This window comes from [Micrococcus luteus] ATCC 49442, from assembly GCF_010367585.1.
Taxonomy (GTDB): Bacteria; Actinomycetota; Actinomycetes; order Actinomycetales; family Micrococcaceae; genus Arthrobacter; species Arthrobacter luteus_A.
The window spans coordinates 3,817,688-3,838,613 of the sequence record NZ_JAAAXP010000001.1 but is presented as its reverse complement, the minus strand read 5'-3'; the positions used below and the strand labels follow the sequence as shown (position 1 = coordinate 3,838,613).

The following is a 20,926-nucleotide window of genomic DNA, read 5'->3' as shown; positions in this document are numbered from 1 at the left end:
ATTCTCCGCGTCTGCGCCTGGGCACGGCATATGATGGCCACCAGAGTGGCGGCATGGCCACGATTCGCGAAAGGACGCAGATGCCGGGACGACCGAGGCAGGACAACAGCCAGGTCCAAGGAGCCGCGGCCTCGCTGTTGAACGGTCTTGCTGTACTGGAAGCCTTCTCGGTGCAGCGTCCGGTTCTAGGTGTCACCGAGGTTGCCCAGCGCGTTGGCCTCCACAAGAGCACAGTGTCACGCATTCTTGGCGGTTTAACAGAAGCTGGATATGTCCAGCGGGACGAAGAGACGGGACGCTATCGGCTCGGGCTGGGCCTCCTTGCGCTGTCCGGCCCTTTGCTGGCGGATCTGGATGTCCGTCGCGCTGCGCTTCCGTACTTGGAGCAGCTAACTGAAAGCACCCAGGAAACCAGCGCAATCTCTGTCTGGAATGGTCATGAGGCCATCGTCGTAGAGCAGGTGGCCAGCCCTCATCAGGTCAAACACACTGCCGCCATCGGAACCCGCTACAACAAATTTGAAAGTTCCTCGGTGCGGGTCTTTATGGCGGAGCTGCCGCCGGCGATCTCGGCCGAACTGATCGAATCCGGGCAGATACTCCGCGCGGCCGGAGATGGTTTGCCGTTGGACCACACCGCACACCTGCAGGACGTTGCACGTCAGGCATACGCGGTCAACGACGGTTCGACTGCCGAGGAGGAGTTTGGGGTCTCGGCTCCGGTTCGGGATTACCGGGGCAAGGTGGTGGGTTGCATCACCGTATCCGCTCCCCGTTCCCGCGTACACAACCACGCCACGAGGGACCCGCTGGTTAGAGCCGTACAACATGCTGCCTCGGAAGTGTCCACCCGCTTGGGCTGGTCGGCTTCCCTTCCGGACTGAGCCGGTCAGCGGGTTGGGGGTGTTTCTCCCGGGTTGCTGCCCAGACGGGTCGATACGCGTTCAGCGGCTTGGAGCACGGCTTCGCGCAGGACGGACTGACTCTGCTGGTGCTGAACTCTGGCCCGGGGCGCGCTGGCTGTGATGCAGCCGACCACTTCGCCCCGATAATCCCGCACGGGGGCGGACACACCGTATTCCTCGTAGGTGGTCTCGCCGTCGTTGACGGCGAAGCCCAGGTCCCGGACCTCGGCCAGTTGTTCGTGGGCCGGGTCCTCGAGCCCCCGATAGTCGTCTCGCAGCACCGTCCGGCCGGCCAGAAGGCGGTCCGTCTCTTCGGGCGGCAGTTCGGCGAGGAACACCCGGACCGAGGAGCTGGCGAACTTGTTATACCGCGTGCCAATCACCGCGCTGTGCTTGACCTGATGGGGGCTCGCCGTCTGTTCCACAACGATTGCATTGGTGCCGTTCCAGACGGCGATCGCGGCCGTCTCACCGGTGGCTTCGGTGAGTTCTTCGAGATGCGGCAGGGCGACACGGCGGACGCCGAGCTCGGCCAGCAGCGGTCCGGCCAGCCCGATCATCCCGAGCCCCAGGCGGTACCGCCCGGTGTCTTCGTCGCGCTGCACGTATCCGGCCTCGTCCAGGCCAGTGAGCATCCGGGAGACGGTGCTCTTATGAAGACCGACGAGCTCAGAGATCTCCGTGACGCCCAGGAGGGATCGCTTGGCGACAGAGAACGCTTCGAGAACCGTCAGACCGTTAAGCAGCGAGGCTGCCGCCCCTTGCGGTTTGTCGGCGGTGGTTTGTGGCTCCAGCATGAGTTCTCCCTCTCCGGGCGCTACGCGCGGTCACCCGTATCAGCCATCGTACGATGCCTTTTCCTCCACTGGCCGAAGGCCGGGCAGCCAGCCGACAGCCGGCACCCGCTGAGGGTGCCGGCTGTCGTCGGGTCGGCCCGGGGATGCCGGACCGCGGGCTTCCGAGAGTGCGGTGCGGTTTAGGCCGGATCCGCGGGGCACGCCACCTCGGGCTGGGGATCCGAGAGGGTCTTCGGAACCGTGTCCTCGAACTGCGGAAGACGGTTCAGGTAATCCACCACCGAATCCGTGGACTCCACGTCACCGAACTTGTTGTCGATGTCGTAGAGGTTCCACTGCACGACGCCCGGGACGCGGTCGCCGATGGTCTCCCTGGGGATGATCGGGCGGAAGCCCTTCGCGATCGCGTCCTCAACGGTGTGGCGCACGCATCCGGCCGCGGTCGCACCGGTCACGATCAGGGTGTCGATGCGGTTGGAGGTCAGGAAGAGCTCGAGGTTCGTCCCCGGGAACGCCGAGGCGCGGTTCTTCTCGATCACCACCTCGCCTTCCGCGGGAGCAATACGGTCGTCGATCTGCGCCCAGTAGGAATCCGCCGGAAGGGTCTCCGTGGGGATCTTCGAGTACCACAGACCCATGTCGTTCGTCCCGGACGTGGCATCGCGGTTGCGGTACACGTTTGTGGTGTAGAAGACCGGAACACCCTTGGCGCGGGCGGCCTCGTTGATCCGCTGGACGTTCGGGATGATCGTCTCCATGCCAGGGCAGCTGAACGGGTGGCCCGGACGGGTCCAGGCGTTGGCGAGGTCGATGTGGATGACGGCGGGGCGGTTGCCGTAGCCGATCCGACGCTTGAAGCCTCGCTCGTTGTAGATGTCCGTTCCTGCTTCGAACGCCTCCTCCAGCACTGCGGCAAGACGGGCTTCGATGTCGTTGAACGTCTCTGTCTCTGCTGTCATGGTTCTCTCCACTCTCTCGGGGACCGGGCTTTCCCTGTCCGCATTTTGTTGCTGTCCCATCACAGTAGTTGCTGTTTGCGCAACAAACAACCCCCTTTTCCGGTTTTCCTGGAATTCGCGCCCAGGCCCCGCATACCAGCACGGGCAGAGGGTGCGCCCAAAAAAAATAAGCCGCTAGCCATTGTGTGTTGCTTCCACGGGAACTACATTGCTTACTAAGCAACTTTGTGATCTTCAGCACATAGATTTGCGGTCTAACCCCAGCGGACTCCAAACAGGGGATGGCCTAATGGCCAAGAAGCCCACGCGGGCTTTCCCCTTCAACACAGTCCTGAGCCTCACTTCCGAAAGGACCCCAGCATGAAGCGCATCGGAGTAGACGTCGGCGGCACCTTCACCGACTTGTATTTTTCAGACGACGCCCAGCGCATTGCCGTTGTGGAGAAGGTCCCGTCCACCCCGCACGACCCGTCTGAGGGCGTGATCAACGGCATCAGGAAGCTCTGTGAGAAGGCCGGTATCTCTCTTGCGGAGATCGACCAGCTGGTACACGGCACCACGGTGGCTACGAACACCGCACTGACGCACACCGGGGCGGAGGTCGGGATGATCACCACCGAGGGTTTCCGGGACATCCTGCACATCGCCCGTCACAAGAAGCCATACAACTTCTCGCTGCAGCAGGAGCTGCCGTGGCAGACCAAGCCGCTGATCAAGCGCAGGCACCGGCTCACGGTCAAGGAGCGCATCACTGCCCCGAACGGCGACGTCCTGGTTGCCCTGAATGAGGACGAAGTCCGTGAGCGAGTCCGCGAGCTGAAGGCGGCCGGCGTCGAAGCCATCGCGGTCTGCCTGCTGCACTCTTACCTGAACCCCGCCCACGAGCAGCGTATTGGGGAGATCGTCGCGGAGGAATTCCCCGAGGCGTACCTGTCCCTGTCCAGCGAAATCGTGCCCCTGTACCGGGAGTACGAGCGGTTCTCCACCACCGCACTCAATGCCTATGTCGGCCCCCGTGTCTCACGGTACCTCTACCGCCTGCAGGAGGAAGCCGAGAGCTTGGGTTACAAGCGGGAGATCCTGCTGATGCAGTCCTCCGGCGGCATGGTCCCGATCAAGGAGGCCGCCAAGCGGCCCGTCACCCTGATGATGTCCGGACCGGTGGGCGGCCTGATCGGCGGCATGTGGGCCGGCCGCCAGTCCGGCTTCGAGAACGTCGTCACCCTGGACATCGGCGGTACCTCGGCGGACATCGGTGTGGCCTATAAGGGTGAACTGCGCATGCGCCACCTGCTGGACACCAAGATCGGCGATCACCAGGCCATGGTCCCTATGGTGGACATCGACACCATCGGTGCCGGCGGCGGCTCCATCGCCTACGTCGACGCCGGCGGGGTCTTCCGCGTCGGTCCCCAGTCAGCCGGCGCCGTCCCTGGCCCGGTCTGCTACGGCCGCGGCGGCACGGAGCCGACGTCTACCGACGCCCAGGTGCTCCTGGGCCGCATGCGCCCTGACCGCGTCCTGGCAGGCTCAGGAATGGACATGGATCTCGAGGGTGCCCGAAAGGCCATGGAAGGGCTCGCAGAAAAGCTCAACATGTCCGTGGACCAGGCAGCCCTCGGCGCGCTGCAGATCCAGAAGTTCGGCATGACCCAGGCGATCGAGCAGAACTCCGTACGCCGCGGCTACGACCCGCGCGACTTCACCCTCGTCGCCGCCGGCGGCGCCGGCGCACTGTTCGCCTGCGAGATCGCGGCGGAGCTGGAGGTCCCGAAGGTGCTGATCCCGGCCCACCCCGGCATCATGGCCGCCACCGGCCTGTTGGCCACCGACGAAAAGTACGAGTTCGTCGCCACCAGCCGGTTCACGTTCAGCAGCGCCAACCCCGCCGCCATCCAGGCCTCCTTCGAGCAGTTGGAACGCGAGGCCAATGCCCAGCTGGATGCCGAGGACGTGCCGGCCGAACGCCGCAAGCTCGAATGGCTCGCGGACGCACGCTACGAGGGCCAGGGATACGAGATCCGCTTCGTTGCCCCCGCAGGACCGGTCAACCAAGCCTGGCTGGAAAAGGCCGAGGCAGCCTTCCACGATGCCCACTTTGAGGAGTACGGTCACCGTTTCAAGAACGGCACCGTGGAGGTCATCAACATCCGTGTGGAGGCCAGCGCCGTGATGGATGACCTGCCCACGCCCGAAGCGATCAAGTCCGGTTCCCTCAAAGACGCCCTGGTGGAAACCCGTCCGGTGACCTTCGAACAGGACGGCAAGCCGGTGACCCTGGACACCAGTTTCTACGACCGCGACAGGATGGGCGTGGGAATCACCTTCAGCGGCCCCGCCATCATCGAACAGTACGACTCCACCACAGTTATTCCGCCGGGATTCTCCGGAGCGGTGGACGCAGCCGGCAACCTCGTCATCGACTGCCCGGCCGCGACGCAGAGCGCCGAGAAACTGGCCACGCCGATCCTGATGCGCGTGATCGGCGGCGCCCTGAACTCGGCGGCCAAGGAAATGGCCTCGGTGCTGTTCCGGATGGCCTACTCCTCGATCATCCGCGAGTCCGAGGACCTCGGCGCAGGGCTTTTCGACAAGGACGGCAACGTGCTGGCCGAGTCCGACTCCACGCCCATGTTCATGGGCTCCATGCCCAAAATCGTCAAGGGCGTGATCTCGGTCCTGGGCGACGACATCCACGACGGTGACGTCATCCTGCACAACGATCCGTACCTGGGCGCCACCCACTCCCCCGACGTGGCGATCATCGAACCGATCTTCCACGACGGGCAGCTCGTCGGCTTCGCCGGAGCCTCGGGCCAGCTGATCGATAACGGCGGTGCGTACTCCGGACTGATGGTGGACATTCAGGACATCCAGTCCGAAGGCACCATCTTCCGGGCGGTGAAGATTTCCGAGAAGGGCGTCCGCCAGGAATCGCTGATCCGGCACATCCTCAACAACACCCGGACACCCACGTCCAACGAGGGCGACTTCCAGGCGATGATCGCCGCCTGCGAACTGGCCAAGTCCCGCTACATCGCCCTCATTGAGCGATACGGCTTCGGCGCGGTCCGCGAAGCCGGCCAGAGCTGGATCGACTACTCGGAGCGGATGCTGCGCCAGGAGATCGCCAAGATCCCGGACGGCGTCTACGAGACCGAGGTCGGCTACCTGGACGACGACGGCCGCAACTATGGCAAGAAGCTGCCGATCGTCGTGAAAGTGATCGTCGAAGGTGACGAGATTACCTACGACCTCACCGGATCTTCCGAACAGGTGCCGACCGCCTACAACTGTGCTTTCGAGGGAACCACGGTCTCGGCATTCACGTTCATCACCCGCATGATGTTCTTAGACGAGGTCGCCTTCCCGGTGTTCGTGCCCCAGAACGAGGGCATGCTCAAGCCGCTGAAGGTGATCGCCCCGGAGGGCACCATCTTCAACCCGAAGTATCCGGCCGCAACCTTCTCCCGGTTCTCCCAGGTTCAACGTGCCGTCGACTTGGCTTTGCGGGCCCTGGCCCCTGTCATCCCGGACCGGGTCACCGCCGGCAACTCCGCCCACATCCACTTCATCTCCTACTCCGGATGGGACGAGAAGCAGGGCGAGTACTGGGTCTACCTCGAGGTCAACGAAGGCTCCTACGGCGCCCGGGCGACCAGCGACGGGCCGGACTCCGTGGACAACCTCATCGCCAACACCCGCAACAACCCGATCGAGGAGCTTGAATGGCGGTTCCCCATGCGCACCGACCGCTATGAACTGCGCTCCGAGCCGGCGGCGGCCGGCGAGTTCCGCGGCGGTATCGGCATCGTCCGGGAGAACACCTTCCTGACGGACACCGCGATCACCTGCGAGGGTGAACGCCACGAGTCGGACGTGCCGTGGGGCGCCTTCGGCGGCCATGAGGGCCTCAACGGCTCGCTCGTGAAAAACCCCGGCCGGGCAGGCGAGGAGTCGTGGCCGTCCAAGGTCACCGGCCGTCAGCTGCTGGCCGGCGACTCCCTGCAGATCACCGTGCCCAGCGGTGGCGGCTTCGGTGACCCGCACAAGCGGGACCCGCTGAAGGTCCTTGAGGACGTGCTGGACGGCTTCACAACCGCGGAGGCGGCCGTCCGTGACTACGGTGTGGTCCTCAAGGAGGTCAACGGCCAGCTCACGGTCGACCTGAGGTCAACTGCCGAACGCCGCGAGGTTTTGGTCTCCGAGCTCAGTTCGGCAACCTAAGCAGGAGCAGCCGTAAGGGGGGCGGCCTGGAGCCAGTTAGCAACGCTGGCTTCCAGGCCGCCCCCTTCGTTCCCTACTCATCACACCCCCACCTATCCCCGTGAATTAGGAACCGCTATGACCACTGCCCCAACCTTTCAATTTGTCGAGTCTGATGTCACGCCCAAGGACGTCCGGCTGGCGACCTGGATCTGCTTCTTCGCCTGGACCTTCGCCGTTTACGACTTCGTCCTGTTCGGCAACCTCCTGCCAGTACTGGCCGCAGACCTCGGCTGGAGCGCGGCCCAGTCCACAGGAATCAATACCTGGGTTACCGCCGGCACTGCCCTCGTGGCCTTCGGGATTGGCCCGATCGTCGACCGGATCGGCCGCCGCAAGGGGATCCTGATCGCCGTCGTCGGTGCCGCCGTCGCCTCACTGCTAACGGCCACTGTCGGCTGGGTTGTGGGCCTCGCTGCCGGCCTGGGACTCGTCTTCCTGGTCCTCGTGCGTTCACTGGCCGGCCTCGGCTACGCCGAACAGTCCATCAACGCTGCCTACCTCAACGAGATGTTTGCCCACAACAGCGACCCCGGCAAGGCCCGCCGCCGCGGTCTCATCTACTCACTCGTCCAGTCCGGCTGGCCGGTCGGCTCCGTCCTGGCCGCCGGGTCCGTCTACCTGCTGTTCCCCATCGGCGGGTGGGCACTCTGCTTCGCCGTGGCCGCCCTCCCCGCCGTCTTCATTGTCCTCGCTGGACGCTGGCTCAAAGAGAGCCCCCAGTTCGCCCACCGCCACCAGATCGACAAGATGATCAAGGACGGCCGGATGGAAGAGGCGCAGCAGCTCGGGGAGAAGTACGGAATCGACGTCTCGGAGAAGGCCAGCCCACTCGTCTCAGTCTTCCGCGGAGAATCGCTGCGGTCCACCCTGACCATCGGCGGAGCCTTCCTCCTGAACTGGCTTGGCGTCCTTGCTTTCGCGATCCTCGGCACGTCGCTGCTCACGGCACCGGACGGCAAAAACGTCGAGTTCGACAACGCGCTGCTGATCCTCATCATCTCCAACGCCACCGCCTTCGCCGGCTACCTGTTCCATGGCTGGCTCGGCGACCGGATCGGACGCCGCAACGCGATCGGGATCGGCTGGATCCTGTGCGCTGTTTCCTTCTTCACCATGCTCCAGGCCCCGAACGGGGACTTCCCGCTCATCATCGGGCTGTACAGCGCCGGACTGTTCTTCCTCATCGGTCCCTTCTCGGCCCTGCTGTTCTTCACCGGCGAAAGCTTCCCCGTCCACACCCGGGCAACGGGCGCCTCCATCATCAACGCCTCAGGCCAAGTCGGGGCAATCCTCGGCGGCCTGCTGATCACCGCCGCTCTCGCAGCCGGTGCCGGCTGGATCAACGCCACCCTATGGTGGGGCGTCCTGCCCATCCTGGCCTCCGGCCTGCTCATCTTTGCCGCCCGAAACGTGGACCCCGGCAAGGTCCGCACCGACTGACAAGGACCAACCCGCACCCCAACACCGTCGGCACGGCGGGAACTCCCTGACACCGGAGAGTTCCCGCCGTGCCGATTGTTAATAAGCAGGTTCCCCGTCTGGGTGAGGAGGAGGTGGTCTGACGAGGCCGCCCGTTCCGCTAACCTTCCTTGCGCAGCTTGGCCTGTTCCACCAGCTCGGTCATCCACGGCCGGTGACCGCGGTGGAGCGCCATGCCCTCGGGCAGCCCTTGGACGGAGGCGGTGGAACCGGAAATATCGATGGTAATCCGGCCGCCGGCCATGGGCGCATTGGTGATGTGCAGGTTGCCGTAGGCCTCCGGCAGCACCGGGTCCAGCCACAGACCACCACGGGATACATGCGCGTCGTAGCGCATCAGGCTGGTCACCAGCAGGATCGGTGCCGTCGCGGCCCAGGCCTGCGGCGAACACGCCGTCGGGTACGGGACGGGCTGGGTGAACCGTTCCCTGTCGAAGCCGCAGAAGAGTTCGGGCAGCCGGCCGTTCGAGTACTCGGCGGCCGCAAGCAGGGCCGTGGCGATCCGCTGGGCTTCTTCCACGAAACCGTAGCGCACCAGGCCGGCCGCAATAATGGCGTTGTCGTGCGGCCAGACCGAGCCGTTGTGGTAACTCGCCGGGTTGTAAGCGCCCATGTCGGTAGCCAGGGTGCGAACGCCCCAGCCGGAGAACATCTGCGGGGACATCAGCTTCTCGGCCACCAGCGGTGCCTTGTCCTCATCCACGAGACCGAACCAGAGGCAGTGGCCCATATTGGAGGCACAGGCGTCCACCGGGCGCTTGTCCTTATCCAGCGCGATCGCGTAATAGCCGCGGTCAGGCAGCCAGAACTGTTCGTTGAACCGTTTTTTCAGCTCTGCCGCCCGGTCGGTAAGCTCGTCTCCCACCGCCGTGTCGCCGGCGTCGTAGGCCATCCACGCACGCGCCATGTACGCCGAGTAGACGTAGGCTTGGACCTCGCACAGGGCGATCGGCGGTTCCGCCAGGGTGCCGTCGGCGAAGTTGATCCCGTCCCAGGAATCCTTCCAGCCCTGGTTGATCAGCCCCTGATCATTCAGGCGTTCATATTCGACGAAGCCGTCGCCATCGCGGTCCCCGTAGTCCCGGATCCAGTCCAGCGCCCGGTCCGCGTTGGGCAGCAGGGCGGCGATGGTCTCCTTGGCGAAGCCCCAGCGGCTGACGGCTCCGAGCACGCTCACAAACAGCGGGGTCGCATCAACGCTGCCGTAATATTCCGGCTTACCGCCCAAGGACAGACCGCTGGAGACGCCGAGCCGGACCTCGTGCAGGATCTTGCCCGGTTCCTCCTCGCTCATCGGGTCCACCAACCGGCCCTGGCGGTCGGCAAGCGTCTGCAGCGTGCCCAAGGCCAGGGACGGGTCTACCGGCAGCGCCATTTCCGAGGCCCAGAGAGAGTCTCGGCCGAACAGGGTCATGAACCAGGGCGCCCCGGCGGCGACCACCACCCGTTCCGGATGTTCGGGGTCCTCGATCCTGAGTGCACCCAGATCGTCGTAGCTGCGCTGCAGGGTCCGTTCGATCGAACGGTTCCCCATCTGCAGCGCCGGAATCCTGGCCACCCACTCCATCCGGCGACGGTCCCGGGGAGAGAGATCGCCCGGTGCCGGATGAGTAAACGGTGCCACCGGGCCGGTTCCGTCCACAGTGGGCATGACGCTCAGCACGGTGCTCCAGTGGCCGTGCGGCGGGACAACGGTGCTATAGGTCAAGGCGTCCGCACTAACGTGGTCGGCGCCGGCGGCGTTGACGACGATCCCTTTGCGGGCATCCTGCCAAGTGCCCCTGATCGTCAGCGAACCCGCGTCCGGCTGCCGGGTTTGATCCCAGTGCCGCTGGATGTGCGCCTCCTTGACCTCGAACAGATCGGCGAAATCCGCTTCGACGGTGAGGGAGACCACGCATTCAACCGGATCCAGCGAGTAGTTCCGTACCGTAATCTCTTCGGTGATGCCGACGCCCACCTCGCGCAGCCGCTCTACAAGCAGCGGGCTGTCCGCATACCCGTCAGAGCGGGCAACACGGCCCGCGAACAGCGCCCGATAGGGTTCCTTCGTTTCCGCCGTTAACGGCTCCAGCACCTGGCCGTTGACGGTGAGGCTCCAGCGGGACAGGATGCGCGTGTCCTGGAAGAAGACCCCGTGCGGGAGTTCGGGGTGGATGTCCCCGTTCTGCAGGGAGATGCAGAAGGACGAACCTTCCACCAACGTGATCGTCCCGGCGCCCAGCGGCCCGGCCGCCGTATCGGCATTCCATCCAGCCATTTCCGGCTCCTCGAAAGGATTGGCACACAGTACGGCAGCGTGCCGGTCCTTGGTCAGGCTGCCACCGCCGCCATCGTTCTATTCGAACGCTACGCGCGTCGGTTCGCGGTTGCCAGAGCAGGGCCTCGAAGGGGCCCGAAAGAATTCAATATGGCCGCCGAGACTAGGCCTGGTTTCCTCAAATCGTCCCTTGTAGCTACCGGCGGATCTGTGCCATCGCGATCGCCAGCCGCTGCCGGGACCCGTGCAGGTCCCGGCAGCGGCCCACCATCTTACTTGCCGTGGGACCTCAGGCCCCGTGCAGCGCTTTTGAGGCCGCGGCGCGCACAGGCTCTGCTGGCACGGGGTCGTCGTGGTACCGGCGCAGAGGCCGTCCTGCGGTCTCGGGCATGAGGAGGGTGGCGACGAGGAATGATGCGACGGCGATAACAGAGACGTAGATCGCCGGGGAGAGCGAGTATCCGGTTCCCGCGACAAGCCACGTTGCCAGGAAGGGTGCGGTACCGCCGAACACCGCGTAGGTGATGTTGTAACAGGTGCCCGACGCCGCGAAACGCACGTCGGTGGAGAACATCTCCGACATCAGGACCGAGGTCACCACGTTAGCGGTCACGGCACCGAGTCCGATGAGCAGCTGGCTGACAACGGCGGTCGCGAACGTCCCCTGCTCGGCGATCATGTACGCCGGAATGGTGAGAACGACCAGGAGACCGGCGGCGGTCTGCATGGTGCGGCGGCGCCCTATGCGGTCCGAGACACGGCCCATCACGGGGGCCAGCGCCGTCGCCATGCTCAGCGAGATCAAGCTCGAGAACAGGGCAAGGTGCGGGGGCAGGCCGACCACCTTAATCAGGAAGGTCGACATGTACGTGGAGTAAATGTAAAAGGAGAGCGCCGTGAGCATCACGAACCCGCCGAGGCGGAGCATCGCGGGCCACTGGGTGCGGAAGACGACTCCCAAAGACGGGGCGGGCCGGGCAGCGGCATCATCGATCATCGCTTGGAACTCGGGGGACTCATGGAGTTTGGCCCGGATGTAGAAGGCAATCAGGCCCATCGGTACTGACAGCAGGAAGAGGATGCGCCAGCCCCAATCGCCCATAGCCTCGGGGGGCAGGAGGAAGCTGAGCAGCGCTCCGAGTCCAGCTGCGAGGGCGAATGAGGAGAACGTCGCCGCGGACATGGCGGACGAGTAGCGTGCCCTGTGCCTGTCGGGGCTGTGCTCGACGACGTAGATGGTGGCGCCCGCGTATTCGCCGCCGGCGGAAAAGCCTTGTAGGCACCGGGCCAGCACCAGTAGGACGGCGGCCCAGATGCCGATCGTCTCGTGGCTTGGGATGAGCCCGATTGCAGCCGTAGATCCGGACATCAGCAGGACGGTCAGCACCAGGATCTTTTTTCGTCCAAGGCGGTCACCCAGGCGTCCGAAGAAGATGCCGCCCAAGGGCCGGAGCGCGAACGCGACAGCGAACACGGCGAACGTCTCCAGCAAACCCACCACCGGATCCGTCGATGAAAAGAATGTGGCGGCAATGTGGGTTGCCATGTAGCCGTAAATAGCGAAGTCGAACCACTCCACCACCGTTCCGGCAAAAGATGCCCGCACGACCTTACGCAGGCGCTCCGGACTCACCTTCTCCAGCGAATTGTCTGCAAGATCGCGTTCCATGTTGTCTCCATTCAGGGGGATGGCGCCAAGACCGCGAGGTGCTTCACTCTCAGCCTAGCCACTGGGCAATGCGTCGCACATATGATCTGGATCACCGTTGGTCATACAACAACTTATTTCCTCTGGCAGCAACAAGTCAATGATTAGGGCATGACTCTTCCTGTCACACGAAGGAAGGGACCTGAAGGGATTCTGCAGTGTCAGCAATTCCGCGGGCATGTCCTGAGTCCTGACCGGAGAGGACTCCCCCAGGGCCCAGTCCAGAACTTTATTAGCGAACTCACGCGCAAGGAATCGCACAGGCCAGGCCGTGCAGGGCCTGCAAAGTACGCTGCAGACCTCAAGCCGGTACACGGGCGGGGCGCGGCTCGGCGTGCTGGCTGCGGTCGGTTCCGCGGTGCGGGTGGCAAGCACCGCCGCCCCCACCATCCCCCTGGTTGATCCCGTGCGTCAGGCATCTGCGTTTTCAGGGCGACCACCCGAAGTATGAGCCACGGATCCTTCATGCATTGATTCTGCATGGTTATCTTCAAATTCTTGCGCTTTTATTGCAGCTCTTGTGACCCTAGTCTCATCAGTAGAGCTGTCCCGTGTCCGTGAAGGGTGCTTCGGTGGCCTGAAACCTGGGGAGGTATCCTCATCGAAGCACCGCTCTCGGGCCATGGGGCAGCGCCTGCAAATTTGCCGGTCAGTGCAAGGCCATCCGAACGGAAGGCCTGGCACCAAATACCCCTACACAAAGGAGTGTCCATGTCAGGAAACAGAGCCGTCGCCTACAAAGAACCCGGTGTCGTCGAAATCATCAACACCGACTACCCGACGTTCGAACTCAAAGATGGGCCTGGCGTTAATCCCGCCAATGTGGGCCGAAAAGTACCCCACGGCGCGATCCTGCGCACGGTGACCACCAATATCTGCGGCTCGGACCAGCACATGGTGAGGGGCCGGACCACAGCCCCAAAGGACCTCGTCCTCGGCCATGAAATCACCGGTGAAGTGGTGGAGGTCGGTCCGGACGTGGAGTTCATCAAGGTGGGAGACATAGTCTCCGTACCTTTCAATATCTCCTGCGGCCGGTGCCGGAACTGCAAGGAGCGCAAGACGGGCATCTGCCTGAACGTCAACCCTGACCGCCCGGGCAGCGCCTATGGTTATGTGGATATGGGCGGTTGGGTGGGCGGCCAAGCCGAATACGTGCTGGTCCCCTATGCTGACTGGAACCTGCTCAGGTTCCCGGATCGCGATCAGGCCTTGGAAAAGATCATGGACCTGACCATGCTTTCCGATATCTTCCCCACAGGCTTTCACGGCGCCGTCACCGCCGGGGTGGGCGTCGGCTCCACTGTCTACATTGCCGGTGCCGGCCCGGTGGGCCTCGCGGCCGCCGTCGGCGCGCAGCTGCTCGGTGCAGCCGTGGTGATTGTCGGCGACATGAACGAAGACCGCCTGGCTCAGGCCCGATCCTTCGGCTGCGAAACGGTGAACGTCACAAACGGCGATCCGAAGGACCAGATCGAGCAAATCCTTGGCGTCCCCGAAGTTGATTGCGGCGTCGACGCCGTAGGGTTCGAAGCCCGCGGTCACGGCAAGGACGCCTCCCACGAGGCCCCCGCCACCGTGCTGAACTCGCTCATGGACATCACCGCTGCAGGCGGGGCTCTGGGCATTCCCGGCCTGTATGTCACCGGCGACCCTGGTGGAGTTGACGAGGCAGCCAAGCACGGCTCCCTCTCGCTGTCCTTGGGTACCGGATGGGCGAAGTCCCTGTCGTTTACCACTGGACAGTGCCCCGTCATGTCGTACAACCGCCAGCTGATGATGGCGATCCTGCACGACAAGGTTCAGATCGCCAAGGCAGTAAACGCGAAAGCGATCCCGCTTGAGGATGCACCGCGCGGTTACGCCGAATTTGACGCCGGTTCGGCGACGAAATTCGTGCTGAATCCGAACGGATACGTCAAGGCGTAGAACCGCAGCGCATCCACTCTCCCAGCACCAGCAAAGGTAATCACATGACCCATCGCACCGACCAAGAATCAATTCTCCGGCTTAGCAGCAACGGGGAAAAGCCTGTTGACATCCGGCTCGAAGCATCGAGTCCGGTGACCGTTCGGCTGCAGCTGGATGGTGGCTGCAATTGCCACCATCGCACTGAAAATCGCCCCGGTTCGTATGTTGACAGCGACCTCGGCGTCCGCTGACAGTGGCTGCACCGGCCATTCGGCATCAGCCCTGAGGCCGGGACCACTCAGATAGGCGCTGAAGTGCGCACACAGGAAAGCGGCCGACGGCGGGAACCTCCCGCCGTCGGCCGCTTCCGTATGTAAAAGGTGCAGGATGTAAAAGTGCGGGCCACCTGGACCACCGGTATTGCTCCCCGGCCCAAGCCGGCCGAAGCCATGCGCCCAACACGGCCAGCGCACTAATCCAGGTTGTTGCCTGCCGTTTCAGGCCCGCGCGGCATTGCCCTGCAGGGCGTCAGACGTTGGACCGCTGTTTGAGCCAGCCCCACACGCCCGTGGCCACGAACAGGATCAGGCCGATGAAGGCCAGCCACAGCAGGCCCTTCACCACGAAGCCGAGGATCGAGAGGACAAGCCAGATGATAAGCAGTGTGATGATAATTCCCATAGGGGAAGCTTAATCCCTGTCCCTGCGGAAACCGGCCCCCAACTCACACCTTGAAGTACTTGGCTTCCGGGTGGTGGAACACAAACGCGTCGGTGGACTGTTCCGGGTGCAGCATCAGCTCGTCGCTGAGGACCACGCCCATCCGCTCGGGTTTCAGGAGTTCCGTGACCTTGCGGCGGTCCTCCATGTCCGGGCACGCGGGGTAGCCAAGTGAGAATCGTGCACCGCGGTAGTCCAGCTTGAACAGGCCGGCCTTGTCCTTGGGCTCCTCGGACGCGAAGCCCAGCTCGGAGCGGATACGGGCATGCCAGAACTCCGCCAGCGCCTCAGTGAGCTGCATGACCAGGCCGTTGAGCTCGTAGTAGTCGCGGTAGTGGTTCCCGGCGAACAGCTCGGACGTCACTTCCTCAATCTTCGAGCCGGCGGTGACCAGCTGCACCGGCAGCACATCGATCTGTCCCGATTCGCGGGAGCGGACAAAGTCGGCGAGGCACAGGTGCCGGTCGCGGCGCTGGCGCGGGAAGTTGAACCGCAGCCGGTCGGTGCCGATCGGGCCGCCTGACCCGCCGTCGGGGGCGAGCAGTCCGGGGGTGCCGAGGACGCCGTCGCGGTCTTCCCCGTGGTGCAGCACCACCACCTGCTCCCCCTCGGAGACCACCGGGAAGTAGCCGTAGGCGACGGACGCATCCAGCATGCTCTCGCCCAGGATGCGGTCCAGCCAGTACCGCAGGCGCGGCCGGCCCTCGCGTTCCACCAGCTCCTCGTAGGAAGCGCCGTCGTCGCCGCGGCCGGGCTTGAGCCCCCACTGCCCCATGAAGGTGGCGCGCTCGTCGAGGAAGGTGGAGTAGTCGTGCAGCGAGACGCCGCGCACAATGCGCGTGCCCCAGAACGGTGGCGACGGCACGTGGTTGTCGGCGGCGACGTCGGACCGGCCGGGCATTGCCTCCGGCTCGGTCACCGTGAACTTCGGGCCGCCCTTGTGGATCCGCTTCTTCAGCGGCGGAAGGCCGACGGCGGCGGGGTCGGCGCCGCGGGCCACCTGCACCAGCGGTTCCATGAGGGCCAGGCCCTCGAAGGCGTCCTTGGCGTACCGGACGGTGCCTTCGAACTGCTCTGCCAGGTCCTGCTCCACGTAGGCGCGGGTCAGGGCTGCGCCGCCGAGGACGATGGGCCACTTCTTCGCCAGGCCCCGGGACTGGAGCTCGGCGAGGTTCTCCTTCATCACCACGGTGGACTTCACCAGCAGCCCGGACATGCCGATCACGTCGGCGTTGTGTTCCTCGGCTGCGGCCATGATCTCGGCGATGCCCTGCTTGATGCCGATGTTGATGACTTTGTAGCCGTTGTTGGTGAGGATGATGTCCACCAGGTTCTTGCCGATGTCGTGCACGTCGCCGCGGACGGTGGCGATCACCATGGTGCCCTTGCCGGAGGCATCAGATTTCTCCATGTGCGGCTCGAGCAGGGCCACCGCGTTCTTCATGACCTCGGCGGACTGGAGCACGAAGGGCAGCTGCATCTCGCCGGCGCCGAAGCGCTCACCCACAACCTTCATTCCTTCGAGCAGCTGGTCGTTGATGATGCCGAGCGGGGTCATGCCTTCGCTGCGGGCAAGGTCGAGGTCCTCTTCGAGGCCCTTGCCTTCGCCGTCGATGATGCGCCGCTGCAGGCGTTCGCCGGTGGGCAGCGCCGCGAGTTCCGCGGCGCGCTGGTCCTTGAGCGCTGCGGTGTCGACGCCGGCGAACATGTCCAGCATGATGTTCAGGGGGTCGTAGGTGACGTTGCCGTCGGCGTCGTATTCGCGGCGGTCATAGACGAGGTCCAGGGCCACCTTGCGCTGCTCCTCCGGCAGGGAAGCGAGCGGCACGATCTTGGCGGCGTCGATGATGCCGCTGGTCAGGCCCGCCTGCACGGCCTCGTGCAGGAACACCGAGTTCAGGGCCATGCGCGCTGCCGGGTTCAGGCCGAAGGACACGTTGGAGACGCCGAGGGTGGTGTTGATGCCGGGGTACTTGGCGGTGATCTGGCGGATGGCCTCGATGGTTTCGATGCCGTCCCGGCGTGTTTCTTCCTGGCCGGTGGCGATGGGGAAGGTCAGTGCGTCCACGATGATGTCCTCGACGCGCATGCCCCATTCGCCCACCAGGGCGTCGACGAGGCGGGAGGCGATGGCCACCTTGCCCTCGGTGGTGCGTGCCTGGCCCTGTTCGTCGATGGTCAGGGCGATCACGGCGGTGCCGTGTTCCTTCACGAGCGGCATGATGCGGGCGAAGCGGCTGTCCGGGCCGTCGCCGTCCTCGTAGTTGACGGAGTTGACCACCGGGCGTCCGCCGATGAGTTCGAGCCCGGCCCGCAGCACGGGCGGTTCGGTGGAGTCGATGACGAGCGGGAGGGTGGAGGCCGACGCGAAACGTGAGACGACCTCCTTGATGTCGGCCACGCCGTCGCGCCCCACATAGTCGATGCAGACGTCCAGAAGGTGGGCGCCGACGCGGACCTGCTCGCGGGCGATGTCCACGCAGTCGTCCCAGCGCTCCTCCAGCATTGCCTGGCGGAACGCTTTGGAACCGTTAGCGTTGGTGCGCTCGCCGATGGCGAGGTACGCGGACTCCTGGTCGAAATTCACGTGGTGGTAGAGGGACGCGATGCCGGCTTCACGCTCGGTGGGAACGCGGCTGCCGTCGGCGCCCCGCCCGCCGCTGGTGACCGCGGCGGCGGCGCGCAACGGCGCAAGACGTTCGACGACGGCGGCCATGTGCTCCGGCGTCGTACCGCAGCAGCCGCCTACCAGGCCCAGGCCGAATTCGCGCACGAACTGCTCGTGCGCGGTGGCGAGCTCGGTGGGTGAGAGCGGGTAGTGCGCGCCGTTGGGGCCGAGGACGGGCAGGCCGGCGTTGGGCATGCAGGCGATGGCCACGGAGGACTGCTTGGAGAGGTGGCGGAGGTGCTCGCTCATCTCGTCCGGGCCGGTGGCGCAGTTCAGGCCGATGGCGTCGACGCCGAGCGGCTCGAGCGCGGTGAGTGCGGCGCCGATTTCGGAGCCCATGAGCATGGTTCCGGTGGTTTCGACGGTCACCTCGACGAAGATGGGGAGCCGGATGCCGCGGGTGACGATGGCCTGCTTGCAGCCGTTGACGGCGGCTTTGGTCTGCAGGAGGTCCTGGCTGGTTTCGATGAGGAAGGCGTCCGCGCCGCCGTCGATGAGGCCCTCGGCCTGCAGGGCGAAGGTCTGCTTGAGGTAGTCGTAGGTGGTGTGGCCGAGGCTGGGGAGCTTGGTACCGGGGCCCATGGAGCCCAGGACCCAGCGCATGCGGCCGTCTGTTTTCTCTGCCGCTTCCGCCCGCTCGCGGGCGATCTCGGCGCCCTTGCGGGCGAGCTCCTCAATACGGTCGTCGATGCCGTAGTCGGAGAGGTTGGACCAGTTCGCACCGAAGGTGTTGGTTTCAACGGCGTCGATGCCGGTGGAGAAGTATGCGTCGTGGATGTCCGCGAGGACGTCCGGGCGCGTGTGGTTGAGGATCTCGTTGCAGCCTTCCAGCCCCAGGAAGTCGTCCTCCAGGGAGAGTTCCCGGCCCTGCAGCATGGTGCCCATGGCCCCGTCGGCAATGACGACCCGGTGGTTCACCGCATCCAGCAGCTCCTGGGCACGGACGGGGCGGGGGACGGACTCAATATCAAGCGCAAAACGAGGCATCTAAACAGATTACGTCTGGGGGCTGGAAGGTTGCGCTGTGTGTCCGTGTGCTACGACGGGGGGTAGTGGGAGCCACATAGCCCAGACCCACGCCGCCGCCGCCGCCGAAGTCGCATAGTGCCATACCGACGAGCCGCACAAACCAAATCTGGCCACTCAACCGCCCGGCCGGATGTGCTAGCGATACACTCGCGCGGCTCCCTAGAGGATATTGCTGGCTATTTGAGATAAATGCTGATTTCGTGAGCAGGGGCTTGAACAGATCAAGCCCCTGCCGCCTATGGTGTCCATAGGAGTCCCGATTTACCCTGTTCAGTTGCCTCGGGTCAACTAGGGTGTGCTCCGTTGATCTTCTCGAACCGCACGGGCCACTGCCGTCTCAAAGTGGGCTGCCTTATTCTTCAGCCTCGGCAGCGGTTATTACAGCAGCTGGACAGGCAACGACTAGGCTCTGGAGTAGTCATTGCAATGGGACAGCCGATAGGAGCGGACTTGCTGGAAAGTTGGGCGGGCTTCGGCATCAGAGGATACAGAAGCTACGGTGGCGAAAACGTTGCAGTCGTTGGGCCAATGGAAAAAGTTCACTTGGTTGTCGGACGAAACAATGTCGGTAAATCCAACTTACTAAAGGTCATGAACGATGTTTTGCCTCACCTCCGAGACACGGGGTCAGCGCCAGCGAACGGCTTGTTCCCCCGTAGAGAGGACACACCTCTCCCGTGGGAGTATCAACGAGCAGTAACTCTTGGCCTTTTTCTGACCGAAGACGTCAAACAGGCTTTCCAACTCGGAAATCCCAACAACCCTTTCAATGAGTTGTTCAAGCGGGAGGCCTACACAACAGGCACGCAGGGTAGCATTTGGCTGGAATTTGACCTAGTCCAGGTGAACGATACGACACTCTCTATGATCCCGAGCCTTACGCAGTACGCTGCGGCTGCTAGTCAAGGGCAGGGCATTTCGACCAGCCACCTGCAGGGTTACAGCAGCCAGTTGACGAGCAGTTCCAGTTCTGAGCCGCAGACAAACCTTAACAATGTATTCAACGCTGTGCGGCCTTGGCGCTTCATCCCCGCCACTGAGTGGGTCGATGCCATTCGAGAATTAACCGCTGAAGTGGATGCGAAGGGGTCCGATACAGGCCTGAGGAACGGGCGTGGTCTAGTTCCACGGCTGGCCAAACTCGCCAGACCCTCGATTGCCACACGAAAAGCTGACCAAGCGAAATTTCGAGCGCTCCAAGATTTCGTCAGGGACGTGGTAGATGATCCGGATGCAGAAGTCGAAATACCGCAATCCCAGGACACCATTCACGTGGTTTTCAGCCAAGGTGAAGCGATGGCCTTGGACTCTTTGGGAACAGGAATACACGAAGTCGTGATGCTGGCAGCAGTGTCAACGATAATAGAAGACACGCTGGTCTGCATGGAGGAGCCCGAATTGCATCTCCATCCCACCCTCCAGCGAAAGCTCATCGCCTACCTTCATCGTGAAACGACGAATAGATACCTTATCTCCACTCACTCAGCAGCGCTGCTGAACGCAGAACTTGCCTCAATTTCTCATGTCACCTCCGACTCAGGGTTCAGCGTTGTCCGTGCTGCCTCGTCGCCGGCAACAATTGCTCACGCCGTGTCCGATTTAGGTAATAGGGCATCGGACCTGGTGCAGTCAAACTTCCTGGTGTGGGTGGAAGGGCCCTCCGACAGAATCTATGTGAACCACTGGCTCCATACGAAACATCCCGATCTAGTCGAAGGCGCTCATTATTCCATCATGTTCTATGGCGGTGCGCTCCTAAACCACCTAGCCGTGGACGATAAAGCCACCGACGAATTCATCTCGCTGCTAAATATAAACCGCAACTTGGCGATCTTGATCGACTCCGACCGGAAACAGCCTGACGATGACCTCAACGACACGAAAAGACGGATCCTCCGGGAGATAAAGGACATCGATGCACTGGCATGGGTCACCCACGGCTACACCGTGGAGAACTACGCCCGAAAAGAGGCACTTGAAACCGTCATCGCTGCGGAATACCCCGGGAAAACGTATAGGGTTCCGTCAAGCCGGCACTCTTCTCCACTAGCCAGTACTTTTAATGGACTCGCGACTAAACCCAGCAAGATAACCGTAGCGCGGGCAGTTGCCGAACGAGCCCAAACCGAGGACGGCTGGCATGAGGATCTCTGGCCTCAGGTAGCGGCGCTTGCTGAAGCCATTCGGGACTCAAACGACATGCATTGACGGCCCATTCAAC

Annotated in this window: 11 protein-coding genes; 5 read left to right on the top strand and 6 right to left on the bottom strand. The window is 63.7% G+C overall.

Translation table 11 applies throughout. The features are described from left to right. The first annotated feature begins 53 nt into the window (after positions 1 to 53). Positions 54 to 884 carry an IclR family transcriptional regulator gene (locus GUV69_RS17445; protein WP_244292766.1) on the top strand — a complete coding sequence of 277 codons (831 nt, stop codon included), beginning with the start codon at positions 54 to 56 and terminating at the stop codon, positions 882 to 884. A 5-nt stretch (positions 885 to 889) separates the two neighbouring features. Here GUV69_RS17445 and GUV69_RS17440 read toward each other — a convergent pair whose 3' ends face one another. Together GUV69_RS17440 and GUV69_RS17435 are read right to left on the bottom strand one after the other, a co-directional pair. Further along, positions 890 to 1,702 (bottom strand): IclR family transcriptional regulator, encoded by an 813-nt coding sequence (locus GUV69_RS17440; protein ID WP_164204723.1) that lies wholly within the window; start codon positions 1,700 to 1,702, stop codon positions 890 to 892. Positions 1,703 to 1,881: 179 nt separating this feature from the next. Further along, complete coding sequence (locus GUV69_RS17435; protein ID WP_164204721.1) at positions 1,882 to 2,661, bottom strand: N-carbamoylsarcosine amidohydrolase; 780 nt, start codon at positions 2,659 to 2,661, stop codon at positions 1,882 to 1,884. Between the two features lie 360 nt (positions 2,662 to 3,021). On the opposite strand from GUV69_RS17435, the gene GUV69_RS17430 reads away from it, so the two are divergent. Both GUV69_RS17430 and GUV69_RS17425 read left to right on the top strand, forming a co-directional pair. Then, positions 3,022 to 6,888: a hydantoinase B/oxoprolinase family protein gene (locus tag GUV69_RS17430; RefSeq protein WP_164204718.1), complete on the top strand. Its 3,867-nt coding sequence runs from the start codon at positions 3,022 to 3,024 to the stop codon at positions 6,886 to 6,888. Positions 6,889 to 7,005: 117 nt separating this feature from the next. Beyond that, the gene (locus tag GUV69_RS17425; RefSeq protein ID WP_164204716.1) at positions 7,006 to 8,370 is read left to right on the top strand and encodes an MFS transporter; all 1,365 of its coding nucleotides are present in this window, start codon (positions 7,006 to 7,008) and stop codon (positions 8,368 to 8,370) included. A gap of 139 nt (positions 8,371 to 8,509) precedes the next feature. Here the strand turns inward: GUV69_RS17425 and GUV69_RS17420 are convergent, their stop codons facing one another. Both GUV69_RS17420 and GUV69_RS17415 read right to left on the bottom strand, forming a co-directional pair. Continuing rightward, complete coding sequence (locus GUV69_RS17420; RefSeq protein WP_164204714.1) at positions 8,510 to 10,669, bottom strand: amylo-alpha-1,6-glucosidase; 2,160 nt, start codon at positions 10,667 to 10,669, stop codon at positions 8,510 to 8,512. Positions 10,670 to 10,958: 289 nt separating this feature from the next. Then, positions 10,959 to 12,338 carry an MFS transporter gene (locus GUV69_RS17415; protein ID WP_164204712.1) on the bottom strand — a complete coding sequence of 460 codons (1,380 nt, stop codon included), beginning with the start codon at positions 12,336 to 12,338 and terminating at the stop codon, positions 10,959 to 10,961. 750 nt (positions 12,339 to 13,088) lie between these two features. On the opposite strand from GUV69_RS17415, the gene fdhA reads away from it, so the two are divergent. Then, positions 13,089 to 14,306, top strand: coding sequence for a formaldehyde dehydrogenase, glutathione-independent (gene fdhA / locus GUV69_RS17410; RefSeq protein ID WP_164204710.1), 1,218 nt, complete (start codon positions 13,089 to 13,091; stop codon positions 14,304 to 14,306). A gap of 510 nt (positions 14,307 to 14,816) precedes the next feature. On the opposite strand, the gene GUV69_RS22875 is transcribed toward fdhA, so the two are convergent. Continuing rightward, a complete protein-coding gene (locus GUV69_RS22875) occupies positions 14,817 to 14,969 on the bottom strand; it encodes a hypothetical protein (RefSeq protein WP_167525100.1) in 153 nt (50 codons plus the stop codon). A gap of 43 nt (positions 14,970 to 15,012) precedes the next feature. Then, positions 15,013 to 18,663, bottom strand: coding sequence for a methionine synthase (gene metH / locus GUV69_RS17405; protein ID WP_164204708.1), 3,651 nt, complete (start codon positions 18,661 to 18,663; stop codon positions 15,013 to 15,015). A gap of 492 nt (positions 18,664 to 19,155) precedes the next feature. On the opposite strand from metH, the gene GUV69_RS17400 reads away from it, so the two are divergent. Further along, positions 19,156 to 20,913 carry an AAA family ATPase gene (locus tag GUV69_RS17400; RefSeq protein ID WP_164204706.1) on the top strand — a complete coding sequence of 586 codons (1,758 nt, stop codon included), beginning with the start codon at positions 19,156 to 19,158 and terminating at the stop codon, positions 20,911 to 20,913. Positions 20,914 to 20,926 lie beyond the last annotated feature (13 nt).